Here is a 24665-nt window from a genome sequence, read left to right as displayed (position 1 = left end):
AAATATTCCATGAATTTGAAAAAAATTATACAAAGGCTTCTTAAGGGTGATGTTGCTATTCAGTATCAAGAGCAAAGGGATTTGTTGGCCAAAGAACGCAAAGACCTTCAAGGTAGAATTGCATTTGAGGGCTGGGGCAATAGTTTTTTATCTAAACGCAACGTAGAGGGCCATTGCGGGCGGGGATTTTATCAGCCTAAATGGATTTCGTCCCATTATACGCTTTTGGATTTGCGCAATCTTTGTATTTCTCCTGAAAACAAAGTAATAAGAGAATCCATCGCCAAAATTTTAAGACAATGTAAGGTCAAAGATGGGGGAATCTATCCTATTTCAAAAAAAAGTGATGTTTACGTGAACGACAGGTTCTTGTATTATGCAAGTTATTTTCAAGCAGAACAAGAAGACTTGAAATCGGTAATTGATCTTGTATTGTCAGAGCAAATGCCCGATGGTGGATTTAACTGTCGGTCGAATAGGAGTGGGGCCGTCCATAGTTCTTTGCACACTACACTTTCTATTTTAGAAGGATTTACCGAATACAAATACAACAAATACACATATCGTATTGAAGATGTAAAAGAAGCAATTGGTTCCTCAAAAGAGTTTATATTGATGCACCAACTATATCTGTCCGACAGAACAGGAAAGCTTATTGATAAAAATTTTCTTCGCCTGTCGTATCCTGGGAGATGGCGCTACGACATACTTCCGGCCATGGACTATTTTCGATACTCTTTGTCAAATTGGGATGAAAGAATGCAGCCTGCTCTGGATGTTCTTTTGAAAAAGAGAAACAGAAATGGCACATGGAATCTCCAAGCGAAACTTCCCGGGCAGACCCATTTTGATATGGAGAAAGTAGGGAAACCAAGCCGATGGAATACGCTGAGGGCTTTGCGTGATCTGAAATATTTTGGGATTGATGGTTTAAAATATCACATAGAAGCAGGGGTCACTCACTTTGTTTGGCTTCCTTTTTTTGTTTCCGCTCCAACTTTCTGAAATATCCTTTGGTCAAAAAATTATGTTTTAGGGCCTCCATGTTTTGGTTAAATTTTTCAACGCCCGTTTCTATGTTCAGAATGGTATTTTCCAATTGGTTCACAAGCACAGTATCTTGGGTTAGATAATGTACGGCCCCCTGTCCTTTTTTAACCCCTACTATGAGGGTATCCAGTTCCTGTACTATTTTTTCCAATCCAATGCTTGAACTTTCTAAATTGGAGATTATGGTTCGCATATGTCTACCTGAAAGGCTGTCCGTCAACAAAACTCCTGCTGTACTCTCTTCAAAATCAATTGTTTTAATTATTCTATTCAGCTCTGAAAGTGCGGTATTTGCCTCTTTACTGGAATATTTGAGGTTGATAATGGTTTGTTGAAGGTCTTTGGCCATGGCCGTGTCGTTCAGCAAGCGTCCAAAGGTGCCCTTTCCGTTTGTGAGGGATTGGGTAACCTGTAAAAGGTCAGCCGTCAATAGCGCCGCATTTTCATTGGTTGTGTTCAGCGTGCTGAGCATATCCTGTGTGGCAATTTTACTGTATGATTTCAGCTGATCACCCGGTTCGACCAAAAGTGCATCTCCTTCACCTGGAACTATGTTCACTAGCATGCTACCTACCAATCCATCAGAGCCTATTGTTGCCACAGCGTCCTTTTTGATGTGGTCACGCATTTTCTCTTCAATGATCATGTGCACCATAATGGTAGTGTCATTAATCATTTCTATTCGATTAACGGTGCCCACATTAATACCTGAAAAGCGGACATTGTTGCCGTTTTGCAACCCATTCGCATTTTTGAACACAGCGTTCAATTCAAAGGTATTTCCGAACATGTTCTGTCGATTGCCGATGAGGTAGGCCGCGACGACCAACAATATGGTGCCCGTGATGACAAATATGCCTAGTTTCATGTTCTGAGCCATTGTTTTTCCCATATCTCTATTTTTTAAAGAAAGCCTCTACCTTCGGATCTGTTGAAGCTGATAATTGTGCAAAAGTTCCCTCGGCATAATTGATGCCGTCTACCAAAAGTATCATCCGTTCTGATATTACCCGTGCGCAATCGACGTCGTGCGTAATGATAAGGGATGATGTATTGTATTTTCTTTGAATGGTGCGCATAAGCTCAATAATTTCCTTGGCTGTGATGGGGTCCAGTCCACTCGTCGGTTCATCATATAAAATAACCTTGGGTTTTAGAATCAATGTTCTTGCAAGGGCAACCCGCCTTTTCATGCCTCCGGAAAGTTCAGCGGGCATGAGGTCCATGGTATGGCCCAACCCAACATTTTCAAGGGCTTCCAAAACCAAGGGTTCTGTGTCGACTACATTACCCAATTTTTCCTTGTGCCTTCGCATGGGAAATTCCAAATTTTCGCGCACTGTCATGGAATCATAGAGGGCGCTGCCCTGAAATAGGAACCCAATATCGGCCCTTAGGGCATCCAAATGATCTTGGTCCAAGGTATTCACTTCTTGGCCCATAACCTCTATATATCCACTATCGGCTTGCATCAACCCAACCAGACATTTGATCATAACGGATTTCCCAGAACCCGATTTACCCATGACCACCAGATTCTCACCTTCATGTAGCTTTAGGTTGAAGCCATTCAGCACATGGTTATCACCAAAACTTTTTCTTAAATCCTTAATGTTGATGACCAATTTTTTGGTTTCAATGGTTTCCATGGAAGCGGCTTTTTGGGCCTGTGTTATGTTATCATCTTTTTCCATATTATAGTTCATAAAATATATCCGAAACAAACACTGCGATAAAATCTACAACAAATAATAATAAGGATGCTGTTACCACAGCAGTATTGGCTGCTACACCAACACCTGCGGTTCCCTTTTTGCAATAGTAGCCTTTATAGCAACCTACAAGCCCTATGACAAAGCCAAAGAAAAACGACTTTATTGTTGCAGGAATCAAATCTCCGTAGCTTAAAGCGTCAAAAACGGTATTGAAATAAAGCTGAAACGATACATCACCCTTCAAATTTTCGACCAATGCCGAACCGTAAAGGGCAATGATGTCTCCAAATACGACCAAAAGGGGCAACATCAGTGTGGTTGCCAAAATACGGGTAACCACCAAATACTTAAATGGATTGGTACCCGAAACCTCCATGGCATCGATTTGTTCTGTTACCCGCATGGAACCCAGCTCTGCACCGATACCCGATGCGATGCGTCCTGCACAAATAAGTGCAGTTATCACAGGACCTATTTCCCGCACAATGGAAATGCCCACCATATTGGGCATCCATGAAACCGCTCCAAATTCGATAAGTGTAGGTCTTGATTGCAACGTGAGCACGAGCCCGATGATAAATCCAGTTACCCCAACCAGGACCAGCGAACGATTGCCCATTTGGTAACATTGACGCAGGAGTTCCTTGAATTCGAAGGGAGGCTTAAGTGTTTCTTTGAAGAAACGGCCAGCAAAATAAGAGAGTTCCCCGGTTTCAACAACGAAGTCTTTGATGCCTTTGAGCAGGGTGTTTGCCCTACTATTGACCATTTCTTGCCAAGTAGCCATAATATCAAAGGTAGTTTTTGTTCGACTTCCATTAAATGACGAAAATCATAGTACTGGATTGAACTGCCTAACAGCATGTAACAGAGTTGTTCGCTTCCTTTTTTTATCTTTAAGGGATAGACGTTTAACAAATATGCCAACCCTTCGCCTGTTCTTGCTGTTCCAGGTTTTCTTAATCTGTAAACTGATTGATGCCCAGAAGTTTCAATATGTCTACCATCAAGAAGGAGATGTTCCTTTCAAAAGGGTCAATCAAACCATTCAGGACAACAAAGGATATGTGTGGCTGGCCACAGATCGGGGACTGTTCCGTTTTGATGGAAAATATTTTGAAGATCACAACATAGCCTTACGGAGCAAAAGCATACGTTCATTCTTACGATGGGATGACCAAACCGTACTTTTCACCAACGATACTGGAATCCACCGTTTAATTTATGATAAAACAGATCCTTCGATAAGTTATTTTATCAAGGCATCGGAAAAAGCTTATCCCACCTCACTTTTTAAGGATTCTAAAGAAAGGTTGTGGACCGGCCAAATGGACGGTTCCATTGTAATGTACGATACAGAAAAATCAGATGGTATAGTTTTCAAACTTGTCGAAGAACGAAAAACGGAGCAGATTTCTTTCGGAGAGGACAAATTTGGGACTTTATGGGTATTGATTCCAAAAGGTGGTTTGTTCTATTTTGATGAGATTTCCAAGACCTTTACTGTACTTTCAGGTCATACAGAGGCGAATCAGCTATGGGTCAAGAATGATGAAGTTTGGACCGTGGGAAGGAGCATTGATAAGATGGTTGTTGATGAAGATCAAAAGGTAGAAAGTAGCACCAAATATAAAACCGATAAAGAGTTTCAACATATTGCAGTTACGAGCACCGGGACAATTTTTCTCGCTACGGAAACTGAAATTTTCACTTTTCATCCACAAGGTAACATTACAAGATTGAGCAAAGTTTTTGGCTCCAACGATCCACACCGGGTCGAAGAATTACCATTTGAAGGGATAAACCACTTAAATTTTTCATTAAACGAAATGAACCTGAACCATGTGGTTTGGGTAAGCTCCAACGACGGTATGTGTCTTTTATGGTCCAGTTTTTTCCAAAATGTATCGGGACTTGGCTACGATAACGTTATGGGACTGCATGCCAATAGTAATGGGGAAGTCTTGGTATCACAAGGACCTGTCCATAGAATATTGAATCAAGGGACTTCTGCCAGTTTCAGAAAAGAAAATGACCTAAATGGAATTACAGGGATTGTCTCCAATAATACGGATACTTGGTATGGTTCAACGGCCGGGTTCATTTACCATTACAGACAGGGTGGGCTCGTAAAACAATATGACCTTTCAGATAGGGGCAGTGGTATCTTTCTTATGTCGAAAGACCATACTGGTGATATTTGGTTTTGTCAAGCCACTTCCGACAAGCCCTTGGTGGGTGTGGCCAAGATAGATTCCCAAGGAAAGGTGGTTGCCTATGGAAAGGAAAAGGGATTTGACAGTCGTATCCTAATTATTAGGGAAGGTGGCAGAAACGAATTTTATGCAGCTGGGATAGGTGCCGAATCTTATCTTTATAAATATAATCGGGACCAAGACATCTTCGAGAACAAAAGTCTGCCTTTTCCTTTTAAGGTAAGCAGCAACTTTGAAGTGCACGATATTGCCATAGACAGCATGGGCATCGTTTGGATGGCCACCACAGATGGTCTCATTAAGTACGATACTGAAACGGTCCGTAAGGTGGATTTGGGTGAATTCACCGATGGTGAGGTCAGGTCCATTGTTGCCATGCCCAACGGTCTTTTGTGGCTTTCTACGGATACCAATGGGCTGATTCATCTAGATGCCGAGGGAAACTATGTGGTTTTTGATGAAAAGAGTGGAACACCTTCTAAAGTGGCCGCTTATCGTTGTTTGGCTCTGGACAGTAACGGACAGCTTTGGGTGGGAACGGCTGAAGGTCTTGTGTACTCTTCAGAGACCTTGCCAGGACCATTGCAGACTAAAGCTCCAATGGTAAGAAGCATTCTGGTCGATAATGAGCAAATGCCTTTTGAAGATGTCATCCACATAAATGAACAGGAGTTGCTCAAGTTGGAGATGACCACCTTGACCTTTCCAAGTGACGATATTAAATATCAGTACAAAATCATAGATGGTAAGATTCCACAAGACGAAATTGTGGATATTCCATGGACTCCGGTTCAGGGGTCATATCTTATTCCAAAAAACATCATCTCTGGCTCATATAAACTCTGGATCAGGGCACAAAAACAAGGAGGATATGCTTGGAGCCAGCCTACTAAGATCAGTCTAAAGGTGGCTGGTAAATGGTACACAAGTTGGTGGGCCATACTGTTGTGGACTCTATGCGGCTTTTTGTTCTTTTGGTACTTCCTAAGGGTTTGGTTCTTAAAGCGTATAAGTGGGTTACAAGCTTCGCTCCATCAAAAACAAACGGAGTTGAAACAGAAAGAAGCCGAATTGGTATCACAATCCCTGTCCCTTAAGGACAAACAGGAAGAACTCAAAAGCACAGGGGCCAATGTTTATCTTTTACAAAGGTTGATTCGCCAGATACCCAAAAATGCAACTTGGAAGGAAACAATGCCCATCCTTAAAAAGTTGGTAGAGCTTCCCACAGGTATAGATGCTTTTGAAATTGCCCATAAAAGAGGAGACGATATCATCTACTCCGGTTTTCAGCGCGGAAGCGATATTCCAGTTATTAGGCAGGAAGAATTCAATGAAAAGAACGATTTGGCCAGTTATGTTTTGGTAACCGGTAAACCTTTAACGATTGATGATTATGAGGCGGAAGCTTCACAATACATATCCGGCAAGAGCAGTAGGGGGTATGCTTCACGATTATTGTTGCCCATTCAACAAGCAAAAGGTACCCCCGCAGTCCTATGTGTATGCCACAGAGAAAAGGATATGTTTTCCCAATTGGACCTAACACTCATCCAGATTTTGGGTGCGTTCTTGAGTGCAAGTGTAAAAGATGAATTAAAATAGATGCGTAAAAGAAGATACATAACTGTACTGTTACTTTCACTGATTTTGATTGGTCCAATTCTTTGTAGTGCACAGAACACCAATGATACCTTACGTGTCGGAGTGTATGAAGCTCCTCCGTTCGTTATCAAAGACGCAGCTGGATTTTCTGGGGTTTCGATTGATTTATGGGAACACATTGCCAAAGAAATTGGTATTCCTTTTAAGTACGAGATATATAGCGATGAGGTTGGAATCGTACGGTCTTTGGACTATGATGAGCTCGATTTGGCCATCAATCCCATGGCAGTGAACCCCATGCGATTGGAACGTTTTCAGATAAGTCAACCTTTTTATATTTCTAGTATTGGAGTGGTTACTACCATTAGCAGTCAAGGCAAGTTCAGCATTTTCGTCAATAATTTTTTCTCCAGGGATTTTCTAAATGTAGTGCTGTTGTTGGTTATCGTGCTTCTTACTTTCGGTACTATTTTATGGTTTGTAGAAAGGAAAAAGAATAAGTATCAATTTAGACCGGGAATTATGGGCTTATTTGATGGCCTTTGGTGGGCTGCGGTCACCATGACCACGGTGGGATATGGCGACAAGGCGCCCAAGACACATTTGGGTAAGACCATAGCCATTGTATGGATGTTCTCAGCAATCATTATTATTTCCAGCTTCACGGCTACCATAGCCTCTACACTCACTGTGAATACATTAGAGGCCAATATTGATGGGTTGGATGACTTGCAGACCATAGATCGTTTAGGGGTTGTGGGAGCTTCGGACGCGGAATTTTTTACTTTGCAGCAGGAGATAAGCCCCTACCGAACCTATCGGACGGCTTCACAGGCATTACGGGCTTTGTCCCGAAAAGAAATCGAAGTGCTTATTCATGATAAGACCGCATTGGAATACCTTATATTGACCAATCAATTGGAGGAAAAAGTCAAATCGTTGCCACTTACCTTTAGCAAGCAGTATAGAAGTTTCATCATGCCCAAATCCCAGCCTTATTTTGATGAAATCAACAAGCAACTGATTGCCCGCATTCAATCTTTGGAGTGGAGTGGAATGCTTAGAAAGTATAATCTGCACGATGAATAGGCTCATCCAGACTAGTTTTCTCAGCGAACCGATTATCTCTACAGTTTTTCTCCGTAGGACAAATCTCCGGCATCCCCAAGTCCGGGAATAATGTAGCCTTTACTTGTTAGCTCCTGATCAACAGCGGCAATCCAAAGTTGGGTGTCTTCTGGAAAAACCTCTTCTACATGGGCCAATCCATCTTTGGAGCCTATTACCGAAATGATATGAATATTTTTTGGCTCACCATGACTTCTTAACGCATTCAATACATTTTCCAAGGTTTTTCCCGTGCCCAGCATAGGGTCCGTAAGTACCAAGGTTTTTCCATCCAGGGATGGAGCGGCAAAGTATTTTACGATGACCTCAAAATCATCTCCACCATCTGGATGATGTCTGTAAGCTGAGATAAAAGCATTTTCAGCTCCATCAAAATAGCTCAACAGCCCTTGGTGCAAAGGCAGGCCAGCTCTTAGGACCGAACATAGTACCAGCTTATTGGTGGACAGGGAGGTTTTTTTGATTCCAAAAGGGGTGTTGATTACTTTATGCTTATAATCAAGGGATTTGCTCAATTCATAGGCAAGTATCTCACCGATTCGCTCAATGTTTCTTCTAAACCGCATGGAATCCTTTTGAATTTCAACATCCCGAATTTCAGCGATGAAAGTATTTAAAAGCGAATTGGATTTATCAAATCTGTGGACAATCATTGCATTTGATATTGGTTTACGATGGGATTATTATCAAGCAAGCTGGAATATCATTCAAATCCCATTTTATTCTGGTAAAATCGGGATAAAACGGCATTTTTCCAAAAACCAGGATTGCCCTTTTGTTTTTATGTAGCGTTATTTAACTGGCTTTTGCCGGAATGTTCTCCACAAACCTGAGCGCAAACGTCTTTACAGCTTTCCAATCAGTATACTCGTAATCGCTGGAAGTATCTGTGGCACCACCTTGTTTTTTGGCGATCATTCGCATGACCAACTTTTTAAAATAATCGTATTGGGTGTATTTTAGGGCACCTGCAATTTGGATTACCTCGTGAGTATTCCATCCTGTTTTATCCAAAAATTCCATAGCAATGTTGTGTGCTTCTCTATGTTCTTCCTCAATATCGTAGGCCACTGCCATGCAAACTGAAAAGAAAGCGGTGGGCATTTGATTGAGGTTTTGCAAGTTTTCTTGGACGTAGTGCTTTACTGCGCTATGGTATTTGTGCGCATGAATGGAACTTCCTACCAAAACGGCATCAAATGCATCAGGGGCCGGGGGTTCTTCAGTGGCATCTGCAATAACCACTTGGTGCCCTTCGGCTTGGAGGACTTCTTCCATGAAACGGGAAATCTTACGGGTTTGCCCTTCGCTGGTACCATAAATTATTAGTATTCTCATGACAATGGGATTTAGGTATTTTTTCTTGAATTACCTAAAGGTACATGAGCACTGGCTATATTAAAATGATAATAATCAACTCTTGGATCAAAGAAAATTGGCTAATCCATGGTGGCGGCAAGAGCGATTTCTACCATATCCTTAAAAGAGGTTTGCCGATCTTCGGCAGATAAACGTTCACCGGTCACCAATGAATCGGAAATTGTGAGTATGGTAAGGGCTTTTACTTTGTATTTGGCAGCAATGGTGTAAAGTCCAGCTGTTTCCATTTCAACACAAAGGATACCATATTCTGCCCATAGTTTGTATTCGTTCGGGTCGTCCACGTAAAATTCGTCGGAAGAAAGGACATTGCCCGCCTTAATGGGAATGTTATGTTGTTGAGCATAATTAACAGCTTTCAGGAAAAGTTCAAAATTGGCAGTAGGGGAGTAGTCAGAATTAATGAATCTTGAATTGTTCATTCCAGAAGTTGTGGATGCTGCCATGGCCAAAACCACATCGTTTAGCTTTACGTCCTCTTGATAGGAACCCGCCGAGCCCACGCGAATGATATTTTTGACCCCATATTCCTTGATGAGTTCATGGAAGTAGATCATGGCGGAGGGCATGCCCATGCCACTTCCTTGTACTGAGACACGCTTACCATTGAAGGTTCCCGTGAAACCCAACATGCCCCGAACTCGGTTATAGCAAAATGAATTTTCCAAAAATGTTTCAGCAATCCACTTCGCTCGTAAGGGGTCGCCCGGCATCAGGACGGTTTCGGCAATTTCTCCTTTTTTGGCTTCAATATGAGTGCTCATAATGTAATTATTTAAGCAGGGAAGGCCCGGATGAAGTTCCTATTCTGGAAACGCCCAGTTCTATATATTTCAAAGCGGCCTGTTTGTCCTTAATTCCACCGGAAGCTTTTATTTTTACTTTGGAACCGACTGTTTTTTTCATCAAAATCACATCTTCAAAAGTGGCTCCACCACTTCCGAAGCCGGTAGAGGTTTTCACGTAATCCGCTCCAGCTTGTACGGCCAGCTTGCAAACACGTTCTTTTTCCTCTGCAGTAAGATAACAGGTTTCTAAAATAACCTTCAGTGTTTTTTCTCCGATGGAAGTTTTGAGGTCTCGAATCTCTTCGAGTACTTTTTCATCCAGGTTTGATTTTAGCCATCCTATGTTGATCACCATATCGATTTCATCCGCCCCTTGCTGAATGCAATCCTTCGCTTCGGCTATCTTAGCTTGGGTGGACATGGCACCCAATGGGAATCCAACTACTGCCGCAACCTTTACTGGTGAATCTTTTAGTTCTTTTTTTGCCAAAGCCACATGGCATCCATTTACACAGACTGCATAAAACTGATGTTCCATGGCTTCATCACATAGTTGTTTGATCTCTGGAATGGTAGCTGTTGGTTTTAGTAGGGTATGATCTATAAATGCTGCTATGGCCATCTTATTCTTTGAAGAGTAGTTTTAGCTTAAAGATAAGCAACAACTCAGACTTGTTTTTCCCTGCAAAGGAGCTGGCAATGGCTTCGGCCGTATTTATAATGAGCGATTTTATCTCAGGTTTGAATTTTTCAGGATGTTCTTTGTAAAAAGCCTCAAAATCCTTAAAATAGTCTTCCCCGTTTTTTTCCTCCTCTTCCAACCAATCAAAAACAATTTCAATTTGATAAGCCGAGTCTGTACTAAACTCGTCTTCAAAATCATCAATTTCCAACCAGTACTGCCGCACATATTTTCTGAGTCGTTTTACCTCAACAGGTCGCACCTGTTTGTCCGCCATTGCAACTGCATAGAATAGTTTTCCAAGATTCTGGTAGAATTCATTTCCTATTTTTTCTGAATTGAGCATGGTGCTAGAATTATATCCTAAAAGTAACGTCAAAATAATTTGCTTTTTATGACATCCGTCATCTTAAGGCAGGTTTGGCTAATTTTGATTGATTTTTATGGCTTGCAATGCTTACATCAACTTGCAAGAAAAAATATTTTTTACAATCATAGACATTAGTATCTTTGCAGCCTTAAAGTTAGGTCGCGTAGCTCAGCTGGATAGAGCATCTGCCTTCTAAGCAGACGGTCGCAGGTTCGAATCCTGCCGCGATCACCAGAATTCATAGGGTCTCAGAGGTTTATTCCTTCTGAGGCTTTTTTATTTGCAAACAATTTGCAAACAGTCGATAAAAATGAAAAATTTAACACTTTTTAAAATAAATAATGCCAAAAGGAAAGAAAGCTATGGTTATTTAACACTTTACAGAGTCCCAAATCCTTACCCTTAAACTTTGTGCTTGGATCCTGTTTTGATTTTATAGCGTTCGGATAGAAAAGCGTTAAGTAAAATCGAAATAGGGCGCACTTGCTATTTTTAAATCATCTCTCTTTTTAAAATTGGCTTTCGAAACATTCTTCAAATCGCAACAAATAACTTTAAACTAAATCCTTGAAAAAAGGCGGTTCAAACGTCAACAATAAGCATCAAATAATATTTTTTGCGCCAAAAACTTTCAGTGTTTATAGTGCTTCCCAGGGTTTTTGGCGTAAAAACTGTTTTTCACGAAATTCTTGATTACATCAACTAACTGAAAATCAATCAACTATAAATTGTAACATCGCGTTAGCGTGTTACCCTCTTGCTTTACATTCTTCGTCCTGCTTGCAGGACAAAAAATGTAAACACTTTGTGCTTTACGCAACCATAATTTTTTGACAAAACACCTCAAATTTCATTAGTTCTTAAGTCTTAATGAAAATAGTCTAATTAGAAATTTTATTTGAAGATGGAAAATTACAAATGAGACCATATTTTTTTATGAAGTGCTTTTTCGCCCTTATTGAAAGATTCAATTAAAAAAGGAACAATGTCGTAAGAATTTGAAAGCACATTCAATCGACTGGGCTGTTGGTATACCTTAGATAAGAGGTAACCTTATCGTGGCCCATGGGAAAGGCCTTCTCCGCTTCTTTTTCTAACAATGACGGGTCGATAATGACTTTTCCCTTCTGTTCCCAATTGGCGGGAGTGACCACGAGGTGTTTGGAACAGAGTTGAAGTGCATCTACGACTCTGAGAATCTCATCAAAGTTCCTTCCGACCGCCATGGGGTAGGTGAGCATCAGCTTTACGTCTTTCTCTGGTCCGATAACGAAAACAGAACGAATGGTGTGCTTCTCTGAACTGTCTTTATGAATCATGCCATATAGCTGTGCCACCTCGGCCTGCTCATCCGCAATAATTGGAAAGTTGATTTTGGTTTTCATGGACTCCTCAATATCCTTGATCCAACCTTTATGGGATTCAAGGCTGTCAACACTTAAGGCAATGGCTTTCACATCGCGTTTTTCAAATTCTTCCTGCAGGTTTGCCACTACTCCCAATTCAGTGGTACAAACTGGGGTGTAATCTTCAGGATGCGAAAACAGAAGGTACCAACTCGATCCAAGCCATTCGTGAAATTGTATATCCCCCATGTTGGTTCTGGCGTAAAAATCTGGTGCTGTGGACCCTAAGCTTATCATATGCCTTCTAATTTAGAGAATAACCCAGAATTTAAAAAGAAGTATTAACCGTATATTTATGTGGCATTCATCTGAAAATGGAAGACAAAAGCAAAATTGGGGCCATCATTGTCGACGATGAAGAACGACACCATGAAACATTGGGCAAAATGCTCGATAATTTTTGTCCCAGTATTGAAATTCTTGGGGATGCTTACAATGTTGATGAGGCTGTGGGATTAATACACGAAAAAAATCCCCAAATCATCTTTTTGGATATCGAAATGCCCGGGGGTAATGGTTTCACATTGTTTGACCATTTTGAAGAGCCCCCATTTGAAGTAATTTTCACCACTGCCCACGACCTTTATGCCATCAATGCCATTAAATATGCGGCTCTTGATTACTTAATGAAGCCTGTTAATATCAAGGAATTACAGGATGCCGTGGCTCGTGCTACGAAAGTCATTGGCAAAAAGGAAAACACAACGAGTACCGAAAAGATAAATGTCCTGAAATCAAATCTAAGATTGGAAGATCAACGATTTACCAAAATAGCACTTCCCTCGTCAGACGGTATAGACTTTATTGAAGCAGAGGCCATCATAAGGGCGGAAGCGGAACGTTCCTATTCCAATTTCTATTTACAAAATGGTAAAAAGATTTTGGTCTCCAAGCCATTGAAGGAATATGAAGCCCTCTTGGAACAATGTAATTTCTTTAGGGTTCATAAATCGCATATGATCAACCTCACGCATTTGGAAAAGTATGTAAAGGGAAAGGGAGGCTATGTCATCATGAACGATGGTTCCCATGTGGATGTTTCGGTCAGAAAAAAAGATGATTTGCTGAATCGATTAATGTAAATCGTTTGGAAAGCACACGGTGACCTTAGTTCCAATGGGTCCTTTTTTGTCCTTTAAATCCACAATTTCATACGAGTATTCATCGGTCTGCTCAGAGTTGTTCAACAGCTCCAAACGGGTTTCCAAATTACTTATGGCTACCGATTTATGGCCGGGGCTGCGGAGCTTTGAAGCATTCTCCCTCCCAATACCATTATCTACGATGGTACAGACAATTCTATCTTCAACTTCATCCAAGCTAATCGTCAATTCACCTTTTCGGTCACTGAGTTTACTAAGCCCATGTATTACGGCATTTTCTATAAAAGGCTGCAAAAGCATAGGGGGAACCAATGTATCGTGCGGATTGTCGATCGTTTCGGTAATGCTATAATCAAAACTATTGTTGAAGCGTATTTTTTCAAGCAATAAATATTTATCCAAAAATTCAAGTTCTTCGGAGATGGAAATATATTTTGTGGTTGAATTGACCAGATTCTTCCGCATCAGGCCGGCAAACTCAGAAATGAAATCTACCGCTCTATTGGTTTCATTATTTAAGATGTACGACTGTACCGATCCGAGCGAATTGAAAATAAAATGGGGATTCATTTGCGAAGAAAGCATCATCATCTTTGACTGTAGCACCTCTTGACGTTCTTGCTTGATTTGCTGTGCATGGAATTTTTCCGCTTTTTTCTGCGCTTTTTTCAGTTCCTCCTCTATTTTTTTCCTTGTTTCGATTTCTTGGCGAAGTACTTTGGTTCGATCTTTTATCTTCTGCTCCAACAACAAGTTCATCTTGCTTAGTTCATCTTTTGATTTCTGAAGCTCCATATTGAGACCTGAAGTCTCTTCAAACAATAAAGTGTTATAAATGGATATAGCGGCCTGTGAGGCAACAACCTTGAGTATCTCAAGATCACTACCTTGAAATAAACTTGCAAACCTGTGGTTCTCCAAATACAAAATCCCTATAAGTTCTTGTTGTCTGACCAGTGGCAGCACCAATAAAGAGAGAATTTTATTTTTCTCAATGTATTCGACATCAACATCAGAAATAGCCGTTTGGTTTTCTAGCACAAATTCCTTTTTTGAACCAATCACATATTCGATAATATTCAAAGGAACCTTGCTTTTGACCAAAGGTCTTTTTTCAAGATATTTCATTTCCTTTTCCGAGGTAGTCTCGGCCTCAACGTACGCTATACCATTTTCAATCAAAATCAAAACGCTTCGGTCAGCACCTGCATTTTCCATAATTACACCCAGAAGCTTTTCAATCACATTTTTCTTGTTTACCTCAGCGGAAATGGCCTGCATTGATTTGATAAGACTGGCGGTGTTGAGGTCGCTCCCTTTTCCATAATCATCGATAGCTTTTTTTCGAATCCCTGTTTTGGCCAGAGCGTTCCATTTTTCATACACATCCTTGGCATTTCTTTCAAAACCCTCCGCAAGCACGGAATAATCACTGGATTTGAGCATGTCGGAAGCCACTTCATAGGCGAGGGCCTTCACCCCCAAGAGCCCCCCTTTTTCTGCCCATTTCAGTGCTACGTTAAAGGAGGTCAGTGCATCTGTAATCTTTCCTTCCCGGCCTTTTAAGAGAGTGTCGGTTAGATGGTATTCTGCACTGAAGTTTTCAGGCATACTCTCCCCCCAAAGCCTTAAGGTGTTTTGATTATCCTTTATTCTTCTTTCCTGTTCCTTGGATAAGCGTTGATTTTGGTAAAGCAGGCACAGCGAATCCAAAAAATAATGCTTTGGCACATGGGGTTGGGATGCTGCATATACAACAATCTCCTCATTTTGCTTCAACAAAGCACTTGCGGGTTTAAACTCCTTTAAAATACAATGTGCCCAACTTCTAAAAATATAATGATGTGATACGGCCGTAAAGAATTTAACATCCAGAAGAAATTGCAGGGCTTCCTTTTCTATCATCTCATAGTTTGGCTCATACCTGTTCAATAGTTTTAGAATACTGCCCTTTAGTAAGCGCATAAGTGCCAACAAGCCTTGATTGTTGACGTTCTGCATGAATGCAATGCTTTCATCACAAAGATCCAATGTTTCATTGAGATCATCAGCCGCTAAAAAAGCATCCCGGACCTTGGCATAGAACGAATACCCGGCATAAGGGAGGTCGCCCGTTTCAAGACCGCTGTAAATGGATTCATCAAGATTCTGGGTGCCCGCGAGAATGGGTTCCTTGAAGTGCTGGATGAAAATTGGAAAAACAGATAGGGTCCTGCTTTTATATTGGTCATTTTCCACCTTTTTCAAAAGATCGACCCCCAGTTTTCCAAAATCATAGCCACGATCAAATTCTTTATACAGGGCCACTAGCAATGATCCCACAAAAACCAACGCAAAGGGAGTAGAATTGGTAAGGCCATGGCGTAGGGTCTGATTGGCCATTTTCAAAGTGCTCCAAGCAAACAAATACAGGTTGACAAAATAGGCAGATGCATTCATATTGACCAAGACATCCATAATGGCCAATGCCTTGGGGGACGTCATTTTTCTTTCGGAGAACTCTTTGAAGAGATTTTTCTTTTCGGTCAGCGAATTGAAAAGCTGATACTCCTTTTCAATCAATGGCCCCAACGTATTGTTCGCAAAGTGTTCTTCCCCATCTATCTTAAATAAGCTAAGGGCCTTCAGACCCGTTTCTATATTTTTTTCGAACAAGGCATAACTTTCATAAAAAAGCATCTTCATGCGTAACAGCCTCACTTTTTTCAAGATGTTTTCCGTCGAGTTGTAGGCTTTGTCGGCATAGATTTCAGCAGACGGCAAATCGTTTAGAAGACAATTTGCTTGCGATAGGCCCAAATAACAATCAAATAGGTGTTCCTTGATGTTGAACTTGTCACTCAAATAAAGGGCCAGCTCAAAATGTTGTTCGCTCGCTTCTGGTGTTACCGAGAGGGTTGAATCGTCATTTAATTCAAGTACGAGCTTAATTATTTCCGAAGCACTCCCTTTGGTAATTAATTCCTTGGCCGTTAAAAAGTGTAGTAGGATTTCGCCTTTGGTATAATTTTCACCATCCCTTCTTTTCATTAAATACTCCCCGATGCGAAGATGTAATTTTTCATTGGTCAGTTGAAATGCTGGAATGTGCAATTGATAGGACGCCTGTTGCACTCGGTCATGGGTAAACTGGTATTGCACTACGTCCATTTGTTTTGATTTTGTGATATATCCGCTACCGATGGAAACATCAAGCAGTATCGGAATCAGTGTTTTTTCAATTCCACTGATTTCAGAAATCAAATCCAAATCAAATTTCCCGCTTGTGCATGAGGCAATTTTAAATAGTATCTGTACCTCGTAGGAAAGTTTGTCAATTTTTTGGGTAATTAAATCGACCACATTCTGGGTAAGCCCCTCTTTTTTTATGTTGGATGCATTCCACTTCCAAACATGCTTGTCATAATTATAGCATAGCAGTTCTTTTTGATGCAACGAATTGACAAACTGTTTGATGAAAAACGGATTGCCTTCTGTCTTCTCGAAAATCAAACTGGAAAGTTCGATTGTTTTTGATTCGTCCATTCCCAAGGCAGTGGCCACCATCCGATTTGCCAATGTTCTATCGAGTGGATCGACCACAAAATGATGGGAATGGGGAAGCTTGGCATGTTCCGTTTTAAATAGATGAAAGGGATGGTTGGTATCCACTTCATCGCCCCTAAAGGCAAATAAGAACAAAATACCCTTGCTTTCTTGTCGGGTGAGTGATTTTATCAATTCCAAGGATGGCGGGTCAGACCACTGCCAATCGTCCAAAAACAAAATTAGCTGTAAGCCCAGATCAGTAATGGCCTCACAAAATTTATGAAATACGTAATTGAAACGGTTTCGAGTCTCAATGGGGTTCAAGAGTTCCGCGGGCTCTAGATCTCCGACCAAAAAACCAATATCAGGGATGATTTCTTGAAGTACACCCAGATTTTTCCCCAAATCCTTGACCAAAATTTGCTTGAGCTGATTTTTGTCAATATTGGACTTTAGCAATAATTGTCTTTCCAGGTCACCGAAGGCCATTTGAATGGCGGCATAAGGGGCTTGTTTGTATTGGTTGAACTTACCCTCCAAAGCAATTGTTTTGCTGGAGGAAACACTATTGATAAATTTTCGGAGCAAGCTCGTCTTTCCAACACCGGAAAATCCTTCCACGAACGCCATTTGGGAATAAAAGTGCTCTGACTTGCCAAAGCAGTCTTCCAAGTCTTTCGATAGACTATCCCGCCCGTAGAGTGTAGTGCCAAAATCGATTTTACCGGGGTTATAGTCGGTGTGCAAGTGAATGGGCGAATCACTTCCTGTTTCATGTGCCCTGCGAATGGCTTCAAGGTCTTGGAGAATTCCGAATGCCGAGGCATAGCGACCCTCTGGCTGTTTGGCCAATAAGGTCAACAGCATCTCACTAAGGCCTTTGGGAATGGCAGGGTTGATTTCTTTGGGGGTTTTGGGCAATCTTGTAAGATGATGGTGCATTAACTCCAATTGGTCATCTCCCTTAATGGGGAGGCTCCCTGTAAACCAGATGTACATATTGACGCCAAGGCAATAAAAGTCGGCACGGTAATCAGGGGTGAGCTGAACGTTCTGGTAGCATTCCGGCGCCAAAAAGTAGAAATCCTCCAAGGCATAATGCTCAAAGCGATGTTCGGCCGGGGCATCATTGATCAAAGAATTGCCGAGCAGCACAAGGCCACCTTTTTGGTTCAAACTAAATCGACCAGAAGTAAGCAATCCTATCGACAAATTGTTTTGGTGAAGTGATTTTATGGCTTCGACCAAAGAAATACACTTGACCAATAATTGACTTACTTCTTCTTTGCTTCTGGGAATCTTTGGGTCAAAAGGCTGCAGTTGTACATGGTCAAATGCATGCACGAAATTCTGGGTCGTAGCGGAGTTTTTTGGCCTTAAGAAAATGGGGTTATCGACATTTATTGTTTTTGCCTCCCGATTTGAAACAATCTGTTCCGTCAACAAGGGTTTTCCTTCAATGTTCTGCACATTGATTTCAACATCGGAAAATTTTGCCGAAAAAGACATTGAACAGCGATTATGATTACCTCAAGTTAATGAATAATAGCACATTATGCTTCCCGTTCGGAAATCAAAACAGAACGATGGGAAACTCACTATATAAATACGGGGATGTACAAAATACTTTTGAAAAAAATCTATGCCATGACTGTCTATGATACCAAAAGCCTATTAAAAGAATGCCAAACGGTATTGCAGTATTATCTAAACAAGACTGAAAGTGTGATGAGCCTTTACCAAGACACGGCGGAAACCCAGTATTTTTTGGTCGCCATCAAAGGCACCCTTTCCTACCTCAATAACAAAGAGCAGGTAGATATGGGCTATTTGAAAAAATGTATCAACGGTTTGATAGCGGGTCAAAAAGGTAGAGGGGGTAATGATCGATTATCTGAGCTACGCCAAGAACTTGAGGAAGAATTATTGCTATTGAAGCTTCGATATAACATCAAATGAGCTGCCATGAAAAGATTACGAAAAGCATATCGATACCATTTGAAATTACAGCAGTTTCTGTTTAGGGGCAAAAACAACTCGAAATGGCTTTTGTTGAGTCTTATTGTTTTGCTGATAATACCCATTCCCGTATATGTATTACCTGATTTAAAAGCTATGATTTTTCAGGTAACCCTATCATTTGTAGTGTTTACGGGAATCCAGTTGATATCCAATTCAGTCCGTCATTTCTTGATCGGTTTGATTATGGGCTCCATAGCTATCATTTTTATTTGGCTAGGTGTGCAAACCGGACAATGGGGAATACTCAAATTCTTTAGGGTTTTTTTCACCAGCATTTTTTTGACTTTTTTGGGATATCGTCTGTTCAGTATTATATGGAAGAGCAAGCGTATTACGTTGAATATCATTTCGGCTGCGATATCAGGGTATTTCTTGATTGGTCTTTTTGGAGGTCAGCTATGCCAATTTATCCATTTGTGGATTCCGGGCTCCTACAATTTGGAAAATGGAAGTGAGATGTACCAACTCACTTATTTTTCATTTACCACCTTGACTTCCCTAGGGTTTGGGGATGTGCTCCCATTAACACCCCCTGTACAATCCTTAGCGCTTTTAATCGGTATCACCGGTCAGCTATATCTTACTATTTTGGTGGCTATGCTGGTCGGAAAATATCTGATTCAAGAGCCAGTGGCAGGGTGAAGGTCAGGCTCCCATTTAAAGAGGCGGATCGCTTCCTGTTTACCCCGCAATAAGGGAGTGCCAACTTCTGTAAATTCCCTATGCGATACAGGACTCAATCTCTCCAGTAAGTTGCCTGATACCAATACTTTCGCATTATAGGTATTACATTCCGCTTGAATTCGTGCCGCCGTGTTCAAGATATCCCCCGTGTATATGATTTCTTTTTTAATGTTGCCAATTTCACCAGTGGTCACCTCCCCAATATGGTATCCTGCCTTGAATTCGGGAACCAGCCCAAACCGGGATAGAAATAGCCCCTCATTTGTTGAGATGGTCTCTGAGATCCGTTCAAAGCAACGCATACAGTTATTGCTTTTCAGCCCAATTCCTTCAGGCCATGACACAACAATTTCATCACCGACATATTGATAGATCTCTCCATAAGTTTCCAAAATGGCGTCTGACATATGGGAATAATACAATTTCAACAAATCAAAATACTGTTCATGACCCAATGATTCGGCAATCTTGGTGGAGGATTTCATATCCAGGAACATGAATATTCGAATCTCTTTTATAGGACGATGATATTTACCTAGAAAGAAGTTGCGGAACATCCCAACCCCAATGTAGTTGTTCACCTCTGATAAAAAGAGGGCAATGGTGAGAATGGCTGCGGCATAAATAATCACGCTCCAAAATGGAAACCTTCCAATGAAGATGAAATACGTCTTTAAGACCATTGGGTCGAAGGGACTCAAATTCAAGTAGTAACTATTGATGGCAATAGCAATTGTTGAGAGAAACACAATCAGGAATACCAAATAATAGCTGCCCTTTACCAATAATTTGAACCAAAGAGGCTTCGTTTGGAAAAGTTTTTTGAACCATACCGCTTCTATCCACCCCTGAATTCCACCCAAGACAAAAGAACCGATACCAACAAAAAGCAGTGAGTTTTTAAAATCATATTGGTTACCGGTTGAAGGGTAGATGGTTTCCCTTCCCATAAGTCCTCTTTCCACCAGGCAGTAGATAATTCCGAATAGGAACCATATAAGGCCAAAGGTCAAGGCTTGCCTAAAATATCGCTTGTGTTTCGGGTGGATTTCCATTTCCGATTCAATGTTAGCTAAAGATACTAATCACTGAATTTCCTTGTAACGCGTTGGGAAATGGTATCGCTACGATGGGTAATTACAAGGTGTTTGTAGCGTACTGCACTTCTAGCTTTGAACCATAATCAATAAATCCGCAAGTAATGAAAAATTTCAGATGCATATTCATCACTGTGTTAAGCCTGTATTTGGGCAATCAACACATTTATGGCCAACTTACCGAAGAAGATTTGGCCAAAATTGCCCAAGATCCCATTGCGAACATCATCAGTATACCCTTTCAAAACAATACTACTTTTGGTATTGGCCCATTTGACCGGACACTGAGCATTACCAACCTACAGCCTGTAATACCCATGGCCGATGGTAAGATCATCGCAAGGGTCATCTTACCCATTGTAAACCAACCCAATGTTTTTGCCGAGTCGGGCAATTTCAATGGCATTGGGGATGTGAATCTTTCCGTGTTTTATACAAAAAAAGGCAAGGTGAGCTGGGGTGTTGGTCCCGTATTCAATCTACCCACGGCAGGGGATAATTTGGGAATTCAAGAGTGGGGCGTGGGACCATCGGTAGTGGGTGTTGTGAAGCCCAGTAATTGGGTAATCGGGATGCTGATCAACAATGTTTGGTCCTTAGAGAGTGATAATGCTGCGTTCACGGTTCAACCCTTTATCAACTACAACCTGCCCAATGGTTATTATCTATCCACTTCGCCCAAAGTGGTGGCCAACTGGCAAGCTGATTCAGATAACCGCTGGACCATACCTGTGGGCATAGGTTTTGGAAAAATAGTAAAGCCAAAAGGCTTTCTTCCCTTTAATATACAGGTCGGGGCCGATTATCTTATGGAAAGCCCGGAGCTCAGTGGAGGGGACTGGACATTCAAATTCACTTTTACCGCATTGATTCCAAAGGTCATATTCAAAAAGAAGGCGAGCAAACCGTAACGTTCGGAAAGCGAAAGGCAACATTGGGTAATACTCGGTAGTGTTGTTTGCTTCACTACCATAACATTGTATCAACATTTAAAACGAAATACAACCTAATAATTTGAAAACGATGAAAACAAACAAAGTAAAATCTGAGATGTTCGCTCTTGTGGCATTGATGGTCGTGTTTATCAGTGGCCAGATGAATGCCCAGACAAAGAAAACGGACCAACCCAACTTCATTGTCATTGTCGCCGATGACATGGGCTTTTCGGACGTGGGGGCTTTTGGTGGTGAAATCAATACCCCTAACATTGATAAGCTCGCCCAAGATGGGGTGCGCTATACCAATTTCTATGTGGCACCCACCTGTTCCCCGACGAGGTCAATGCTGCTCTCAGGGATGGACAGCCATTTGGCAGGCTTGGGAAATATGTATGAAAAAACGGCACAGAACCAAATGGATGTTGTCGGTTATGAAGGATACCTGCGAACAGATATTCCCGCAATTTCCGAGATACTGAAAGACAATGGTTATCACACCTATATGGCCGGGAAATGGCATTTGGGAAAGGCCAAGGAAAATCTACCGCATTCAAGAGGCTTTGAAAAGTCGTTCGCCATGCTATCGGGTGCAGGAAGTTATTTCGACTTCAAAGGTCCGGATTCACATATCGACAAGAACCATTTCTCCGAAGATGGGGAATATCTTGAAGAGCTACCCAAGAACTATTATGCCACCACCACATTCACCAATAAGATCATTGATTACATTGATGCGAACAAGACCGATGGCAGGCCCTTCTTTGCGTATCTGGCCCACCAAGCACCACACGACCCCTTGGCCGTTCCAAACAAATGGTTGCGGAAGTATCAGGGTGTCTTCGATAAAGGATGGGATGTATTAAGGGATGAGCGTTTGAAGAGAATGGTTAAAATGGGCATACTGTCCGAAAAAACCGAAATGGGTGAGCGACTTTGGTACGTGCCGGGTTTTGATAAGCTCAAACCGCTTGCACAGACTATCACAGCCAGAAAAATGGAGGTTTTTGCCGCGGTATTGGATTATATGGACATGGAGATTGGAAGGTTGATGGAGTATCTCGAAAAAAATGACCTTCGCAAGAACACTTACATTGTTTTCTTCTCCGACAACGGCCCTGACGCTGCCCAGAAGGCCGACAACTACAAAAATTACCCTGCTACGGAAAAGGCCAATTGGTTTGCCAGTGAATATACCCATGGCTTTGAAAACTGGGGAAGAAAGGGTTCTTGGACGGCATATGGCCCTTCATGGGCACAAGTTTCCGCGGCCCCTTTCAATGGTACCAAGTATACGACCTACGAAGGCGGCATCCGTTCACCGCTTATTGTTGTGAGCCCCGATAAGACCAACGCTGGCCAAATAAATACCGAGGCCGTAATGCAGGTGAAAGATATAGCACCCACCTTTTTAGAACTGGCCGGGATAACGGCACCTAATACGTTCAAAGGTCAAACAACACTGCCCATGCAAGGAAAATCTTGGGTGGCTACCCTCAAAGGTGAGAAAAGTTCCCCGAGAACAGATGAAGAATATATCGGTGTGGAGCTATGGAATTGCAAAGCGATTCGCAAAGGACCTTGGAAATTGGTCAGCATGGTGGTTCCTTATGGAAATGGCTCATGGGAGTTGTACAATCTTGAGAACGACCCTGGTGAACGACACAATCTGGCCCAATCCCATCCTGAAAAATTAAAGGAACTCGTAGCCGATTGGGAAGAATATAGAACCACCAATAACGTCATCGCACCAAACCGCACGGTTTACGATGGTTTGGAGGATAAACTTCCCCCAAGACCGGCTTTCTATGACCCTGAGTTCGACAGAGGTTCTGAAACTGTACCTGAAATAGATAACAAGCAATAAGCAAACAACCCTAAAAAATTGGAAATCATGAAATATGTATATCTCATTATCATAACATTTCTTTTATTCGGAAAAACGAATGCACAGTTAGACGGCCCCAGGACCTATTGGGCGCTACCCAAAAATTTGAACATCTTAAGTGCCCATTTCATCAATGCCAAGGTGAATGCCTCGGCCAACAATCTGAGCTTTATCAATCCCAATGCAACCGTTGACAATAATTTATATATGCTGACCTATACTAGAAGCCAGCCCATTTTTGGAAGAACTTTTTATTCAACCCTATTCGTGCCTGCCGGAAATATTACGGCCACGGTAAATGTAGACCCCGAAGGTCCGGCAGCAGCTTCAAACACTATTTTTCAGCATGGTTTTGGCGATTTGATGTGGTCAAACACCATCAACCTTATTGGAGCTGAGGGCTTGATGATCAAGGATTTTGTACGCCATGAAAATCCTAGCTTGTTGTATCTCCAAGCAGCGGTAAGTTTTCCCACTGGCCAATACGATTCGGAGAATCCCGTAAACATCGGTAGCAACCAATTCAAGTTTAAATTCGGTCTGCCCTTTGTTCAGCGCATAGGTCCATGGGTACAGGGCAAGAAAACAACATTGGAAGTCTTTCCATCATACACCTTGTTTTCAAGAAACAATGATTTTCAAGGTCAAGAGATAGAGCAAAGTGGCCTCTTTGTGGTAGAAAGCCATTTGACAAAGGATATTACCAAAAACAGCTTCTTATCCCTGGACTACAGTTACATGAATGGCGGAAGTTCAGAGTTCATCTCAAAGGAAACGGGAATGATGATCAGTGAACAGGCAGGTCAAAATGTGCACTTGATCGGTGCAACGGTTGGGTTCAACATCAATGACAACCTAAATCTTTTCCTGACCCATAACCAAACCTTTTCTTCAGGAAATGATAATGTTTCCTTAGATGGTACGGTGACCAAGATCACGTTAAGCTGGAGTTTTCACGACTTTCAGGAAAAATTCAAAAACTACATAGAGAGCAATTAGTTTTCAAGTTTTGTTGTTTGGACCACCTGTTGATCACAGGTGGTTTTTTTATGTCAAAAACTACTACTT

At 41.5% G+C, this 24665-nt stretch carries 20 protein-coding genes and 1 tRNA gene; 10 read left to right on the top strand and 11 right to left on the bottom strand.

What is annotated here, in order from left to right:
• The first annotated feature begins 15 nt into the window (after positions 1–15).
• Positions 16–1005 carry a prenyltransferase/squalene oxidase repeat-containing protein gene (locus GTQ34_RS05240; RefSeq protein ID WP_208103825.1) on the top strand — a complete coding sequence of 330 codons (990 nt, stop codon included), beginning with the start codon at positions 16–18 and terminating at the stop codon, positions 1003–1005.
• On the opposite strand, the gene GTQ34_RS05235 is transcribed toward GTQ34_RS05240, so the two are convergent.
• The 3 genes from GTQ34_RS05235 to GTQ34_RS05225 are packed head-to-tail and all read right to left on the bottom strand — an operon-like array spanning position 956 to position 3534.
• The gene (locus tag GTQ34_RS05235) at positions 956–1942 is read right to left on the bottom strand and encodes an MlaD family protein (protein WP_166522682.1); all 987 of its coding nucleotides are present in this window, start codon (positions 1940–1942) and stop codon (positions 956–958) included. The genes GTQ34_RS05240 and GTQ34_RS05235 overlap by 50 nt on opposite strands.
• Positions 1943–1946: 4 nt before the next feature.
• Entirely contained in the window at positions 1947–2699 is a 753-nt protein-coding gene (locus tag GTQ34_RS05230) for an ABC transporter ATP-binding protein (protein ID WP_166522786.1), read from the bottom strand.
• A 46-nt stretch (positions 2700–2745) separates the two neighbouring features.
• Complete coding sequence (locus GTQ34_RS05225) at positions 2746–3534, bottom strand: MlaE family ABC transporter permease (protein WP_166522785.1); 789 nt, start codon at positions 3532–3534, stop codon at positions 2746–2748.
• Between the two features lie 151 nt (positions 3535–3685).
• Between GTQ34_RS05225 and GTQ34_RS05220 the strand changes: the two genes are divergently transcribed.
• Together GTQ34_RS05220 and GTQ34_RS05215 are read left to right on the top strand one after the other, a co-directional pair.
• Positions 3686–6586 (top strand): two-component regulator propeller domain-containing protein, encoded by a 2901-nt coding sequence (locus tag GTQ34_RS05220; RefSeq protein ID WP_166522681.1) that lies wholly within the window; start codon positions 3686–3688, stop codon positions 6584–6586.
• On the top strand, positions 6587–7675 hold the full coding sequence (locus GTQ34_RS05215) for an ion channel (RefSeq protein ID WP_166522680.1): 1089 nt from the start codon (positions 6587–6589) through the stop codon (positions 7673–7675).
• A gap of 38 nt (positions 7676–7713) precedes the next feature.
• On the opposite strand, the gene upp is transcribed toward GTQ34_RS05215, so the two are convergent.
• From upp to GTQ34_RS05190, 5 genes are all read right to left on the bottom strand, one after another.
• Positions 7714–8367, bottom strand: a complete 654-nt coding sequence (gene upp, locus GTQ34_RS05210; protein ID WP_166522679.1) for a uracil phosphoribosyltransferase — start codon at positions 8365–8367, stop codon at positions 7714–7716.
• Positions 8368–8509: 142 nt separating this feature from the next.
• Complete coding sequence (locus GTQ34_RS05205) at positions 8510–9052, bottom strand: flavodoxin domain-containing protein (protein WP_166522678.1); 543 nt, start codon at positions 9050–9052, stop codon at positions 8510–8512.
• 101 nt (positions 9053–9153) lie between these two features.
• Positions 9154–9858: a purine-nucleoside phosphorylase gene (deoD, locus tag GTQ34_RS05200; RefSeq protein WP_166522677.1), complete on the bottom strand. Its 705-nt coding sequence runs from the start codon at positions 9856–9858 to the stop codon at positions 9154–9156.
• Positions 9859–9865: 7 nt separating this feature from the next.
• Positions 9866–10504 carry a deoxyribose-phosphate aldolase gene (gene deoC, locus GTQ34_RS05195; RefSeq protein WP_166522676.1) on the bottom strand — a complete coding sequence of 213 codons (639 nt, stop codon included), beginning with the start codon at positions 10502–10504 and terminating at the stop codon, positions 9866–9868.
• 1 nt (position 10505) lies between these two features.
• The gene (locus tag GTQ34_RS05190; protein WP_166522675.1) at positions 10506–10910 is read right to left on the bottom strand and encodes a hypothetical protein; all 405 of its coding nucleotides are present in this window, start codon (positions 10908–10910) and stop codon (positions 10506–10508) included.
• Positions 10911–11091: 181 nt separating this feature from the next.
• Here GTQ34_RS05190 and GTQ34_RS05185 point away from each other — a divergent pair.
• Positions 11092–11168: transfer RNA gene (locus GTQ34_RS05185), tRNA-Arg, on the top strand.
• Between the two features lie 776 nt (positions 11169–11944).
• Here GTQ34_RS05185 and GTQ34_RS05180 read toward each other — a convergent pair.
• The gene (locus tag GTQ34_RS05180; protein WP_166522674.1) at positions 11945–12577 is read right to left on the bottom strand and encodes a peroxiredoxin; all 633 of its coding nucleotides are present in this window, start codon (positions 12575–12577) and stop codon (positions 11945–11947) included.
• Between the two features lie 77 nt (positions 12578–12654).
• Between GTQ34_RS05180 and GTQ34_RS05175 the strand changes: the two genes are divergently transcribed.
• The gene (locus GTQ34_RS05175; protein ID WP_166522673.1) at positions 12655–13422 is read left to right on the top strand and encodes a LytR/AlgR family response regulator transcription factor; all 768 of its coding nucleotides are present in this window, start codon (positions 12655–12657) and stop codon (positions 13420–13422) included.
• Here the strand turns inward: GTQ34_RS05175 and GTQ34_RS05170 are convergent.
• Positions 13414–18480: a histidine kinase gene (locus GTQ34_RS05170; RefSeq protein WP_166522672.1), complete on the bottom strand. Its 5067-nt coding sequence runs from the start codon at positions 18478–18480 to the stop codon at positions 13414–13416. The genes GTQ34_RS05175 and GTQ34_RS05170 overlap by 9 nt on opposite strands.
• Before the next feature lie 105 nt (positions 18481–18585).
• Between GTQ34_RS05170 and GTQ34_RS05165 the strand changes: the two genes are divergently transcribed.
• Both GTQ34_RS05165 and GTQ34_RS05160 read left to right on the top strand, forming a co-directional pair.
• Entirely contained in the window at positions 18586–18930 is a 345-nt protein-coding gene (locus tag GTQ34_RS05165) for a hypothetical protein (protein WP_166522671.1), read from the top strand.
• 6 nt (positions 18931–18936) lie between these two features.
• Positions 18937–19635 (top strand): two pore domain potassium channel family protein, encoded by a 699-nt coding sequence (locus GTQ34_RS05160; protein ID WP_166522670.1) that lies wholly within the window; start codon positions 18937–18939, stop codon positions 19633–19635.
• On the opposite strand, the gene GTQ34_RS05155 is transcribed toward GTQ34_RS05160, so the two are convergent.
• The gene (locus GTQ34_RS05155) at positions 19614–20732 is read right to left on the bottom strand and encodes an adenylate/guanylate cyclase domain-containing protein (protein ID WP_166522669.1); all 1119 of its coding nucleotides are present in this window, start codon (positions 20730–20732) and stop codon (positions 19614–19616) included. The genes GTQ34_RS05160 and GTQ34_RS05155 overlap by 22 nt on opposite strands.
• A 146-nt stretch (positions 20733–20878) precedes the next feature.
• Between GTQ34_RS05155 and GTQ34_RS05150 the strand changes: the two genes are divergently transcribed.
• The 3 genes from GTQ34_RS05150 (at position 20879) to GTQ34_RS05140 (ending at position 24596) form a co-directional block, all read left to right on the top strand.
• A complete protein-coding gene (locus GTQ34_RS05150; RefSeq protein WP_166522668.1) occupies positions 20879–21685 on the top strand; it encodes a neuromedin U in 807 nt (268 codons plus the stop codon).
• A gap of 112 nt (positions 21686–21797) precedes the next feature.
• Positions 21798–23576 carry an arylsulfatase gene (locus GTQ34_RS05145; protein WP_166522667.1) on the top strand — a complete coding sequence of 593 codons (1779 nt, stop codon included), beginning with the start codon at positions 21798–21800 and terminating at the stop codon, positions 23574–23576.
• 27 nt (positions 23577–23603) lie between these two features.
• Positions 23604–24596 (top strand): transporter, encoded by a 993-nt coding sequence (locus GTQ34_RS05140; RefSeq protein ID WP_166522666.1) that lies wholly within the window; start codon positions 23604–23606, stop codon positions 24594–24596.
• Positions 24597–24665 lie beyond the last annotated feature (69 nt).

This window comes from Flagellimonas ochracea (assembly GCF_009903685.1).
Taxonomy (GTDB): Bacteria; Bacteroidota; Bacteroidia; order Flavobacteriales; family Flavobacteriaceae; genus Flagellimonas; species Flagellimonas ochracea.
The sequence above is the reverse complement of the archived record's forward strand: the minus strand, read 5'-3'. Positions and strand labels throughout refer to the sequence as shown.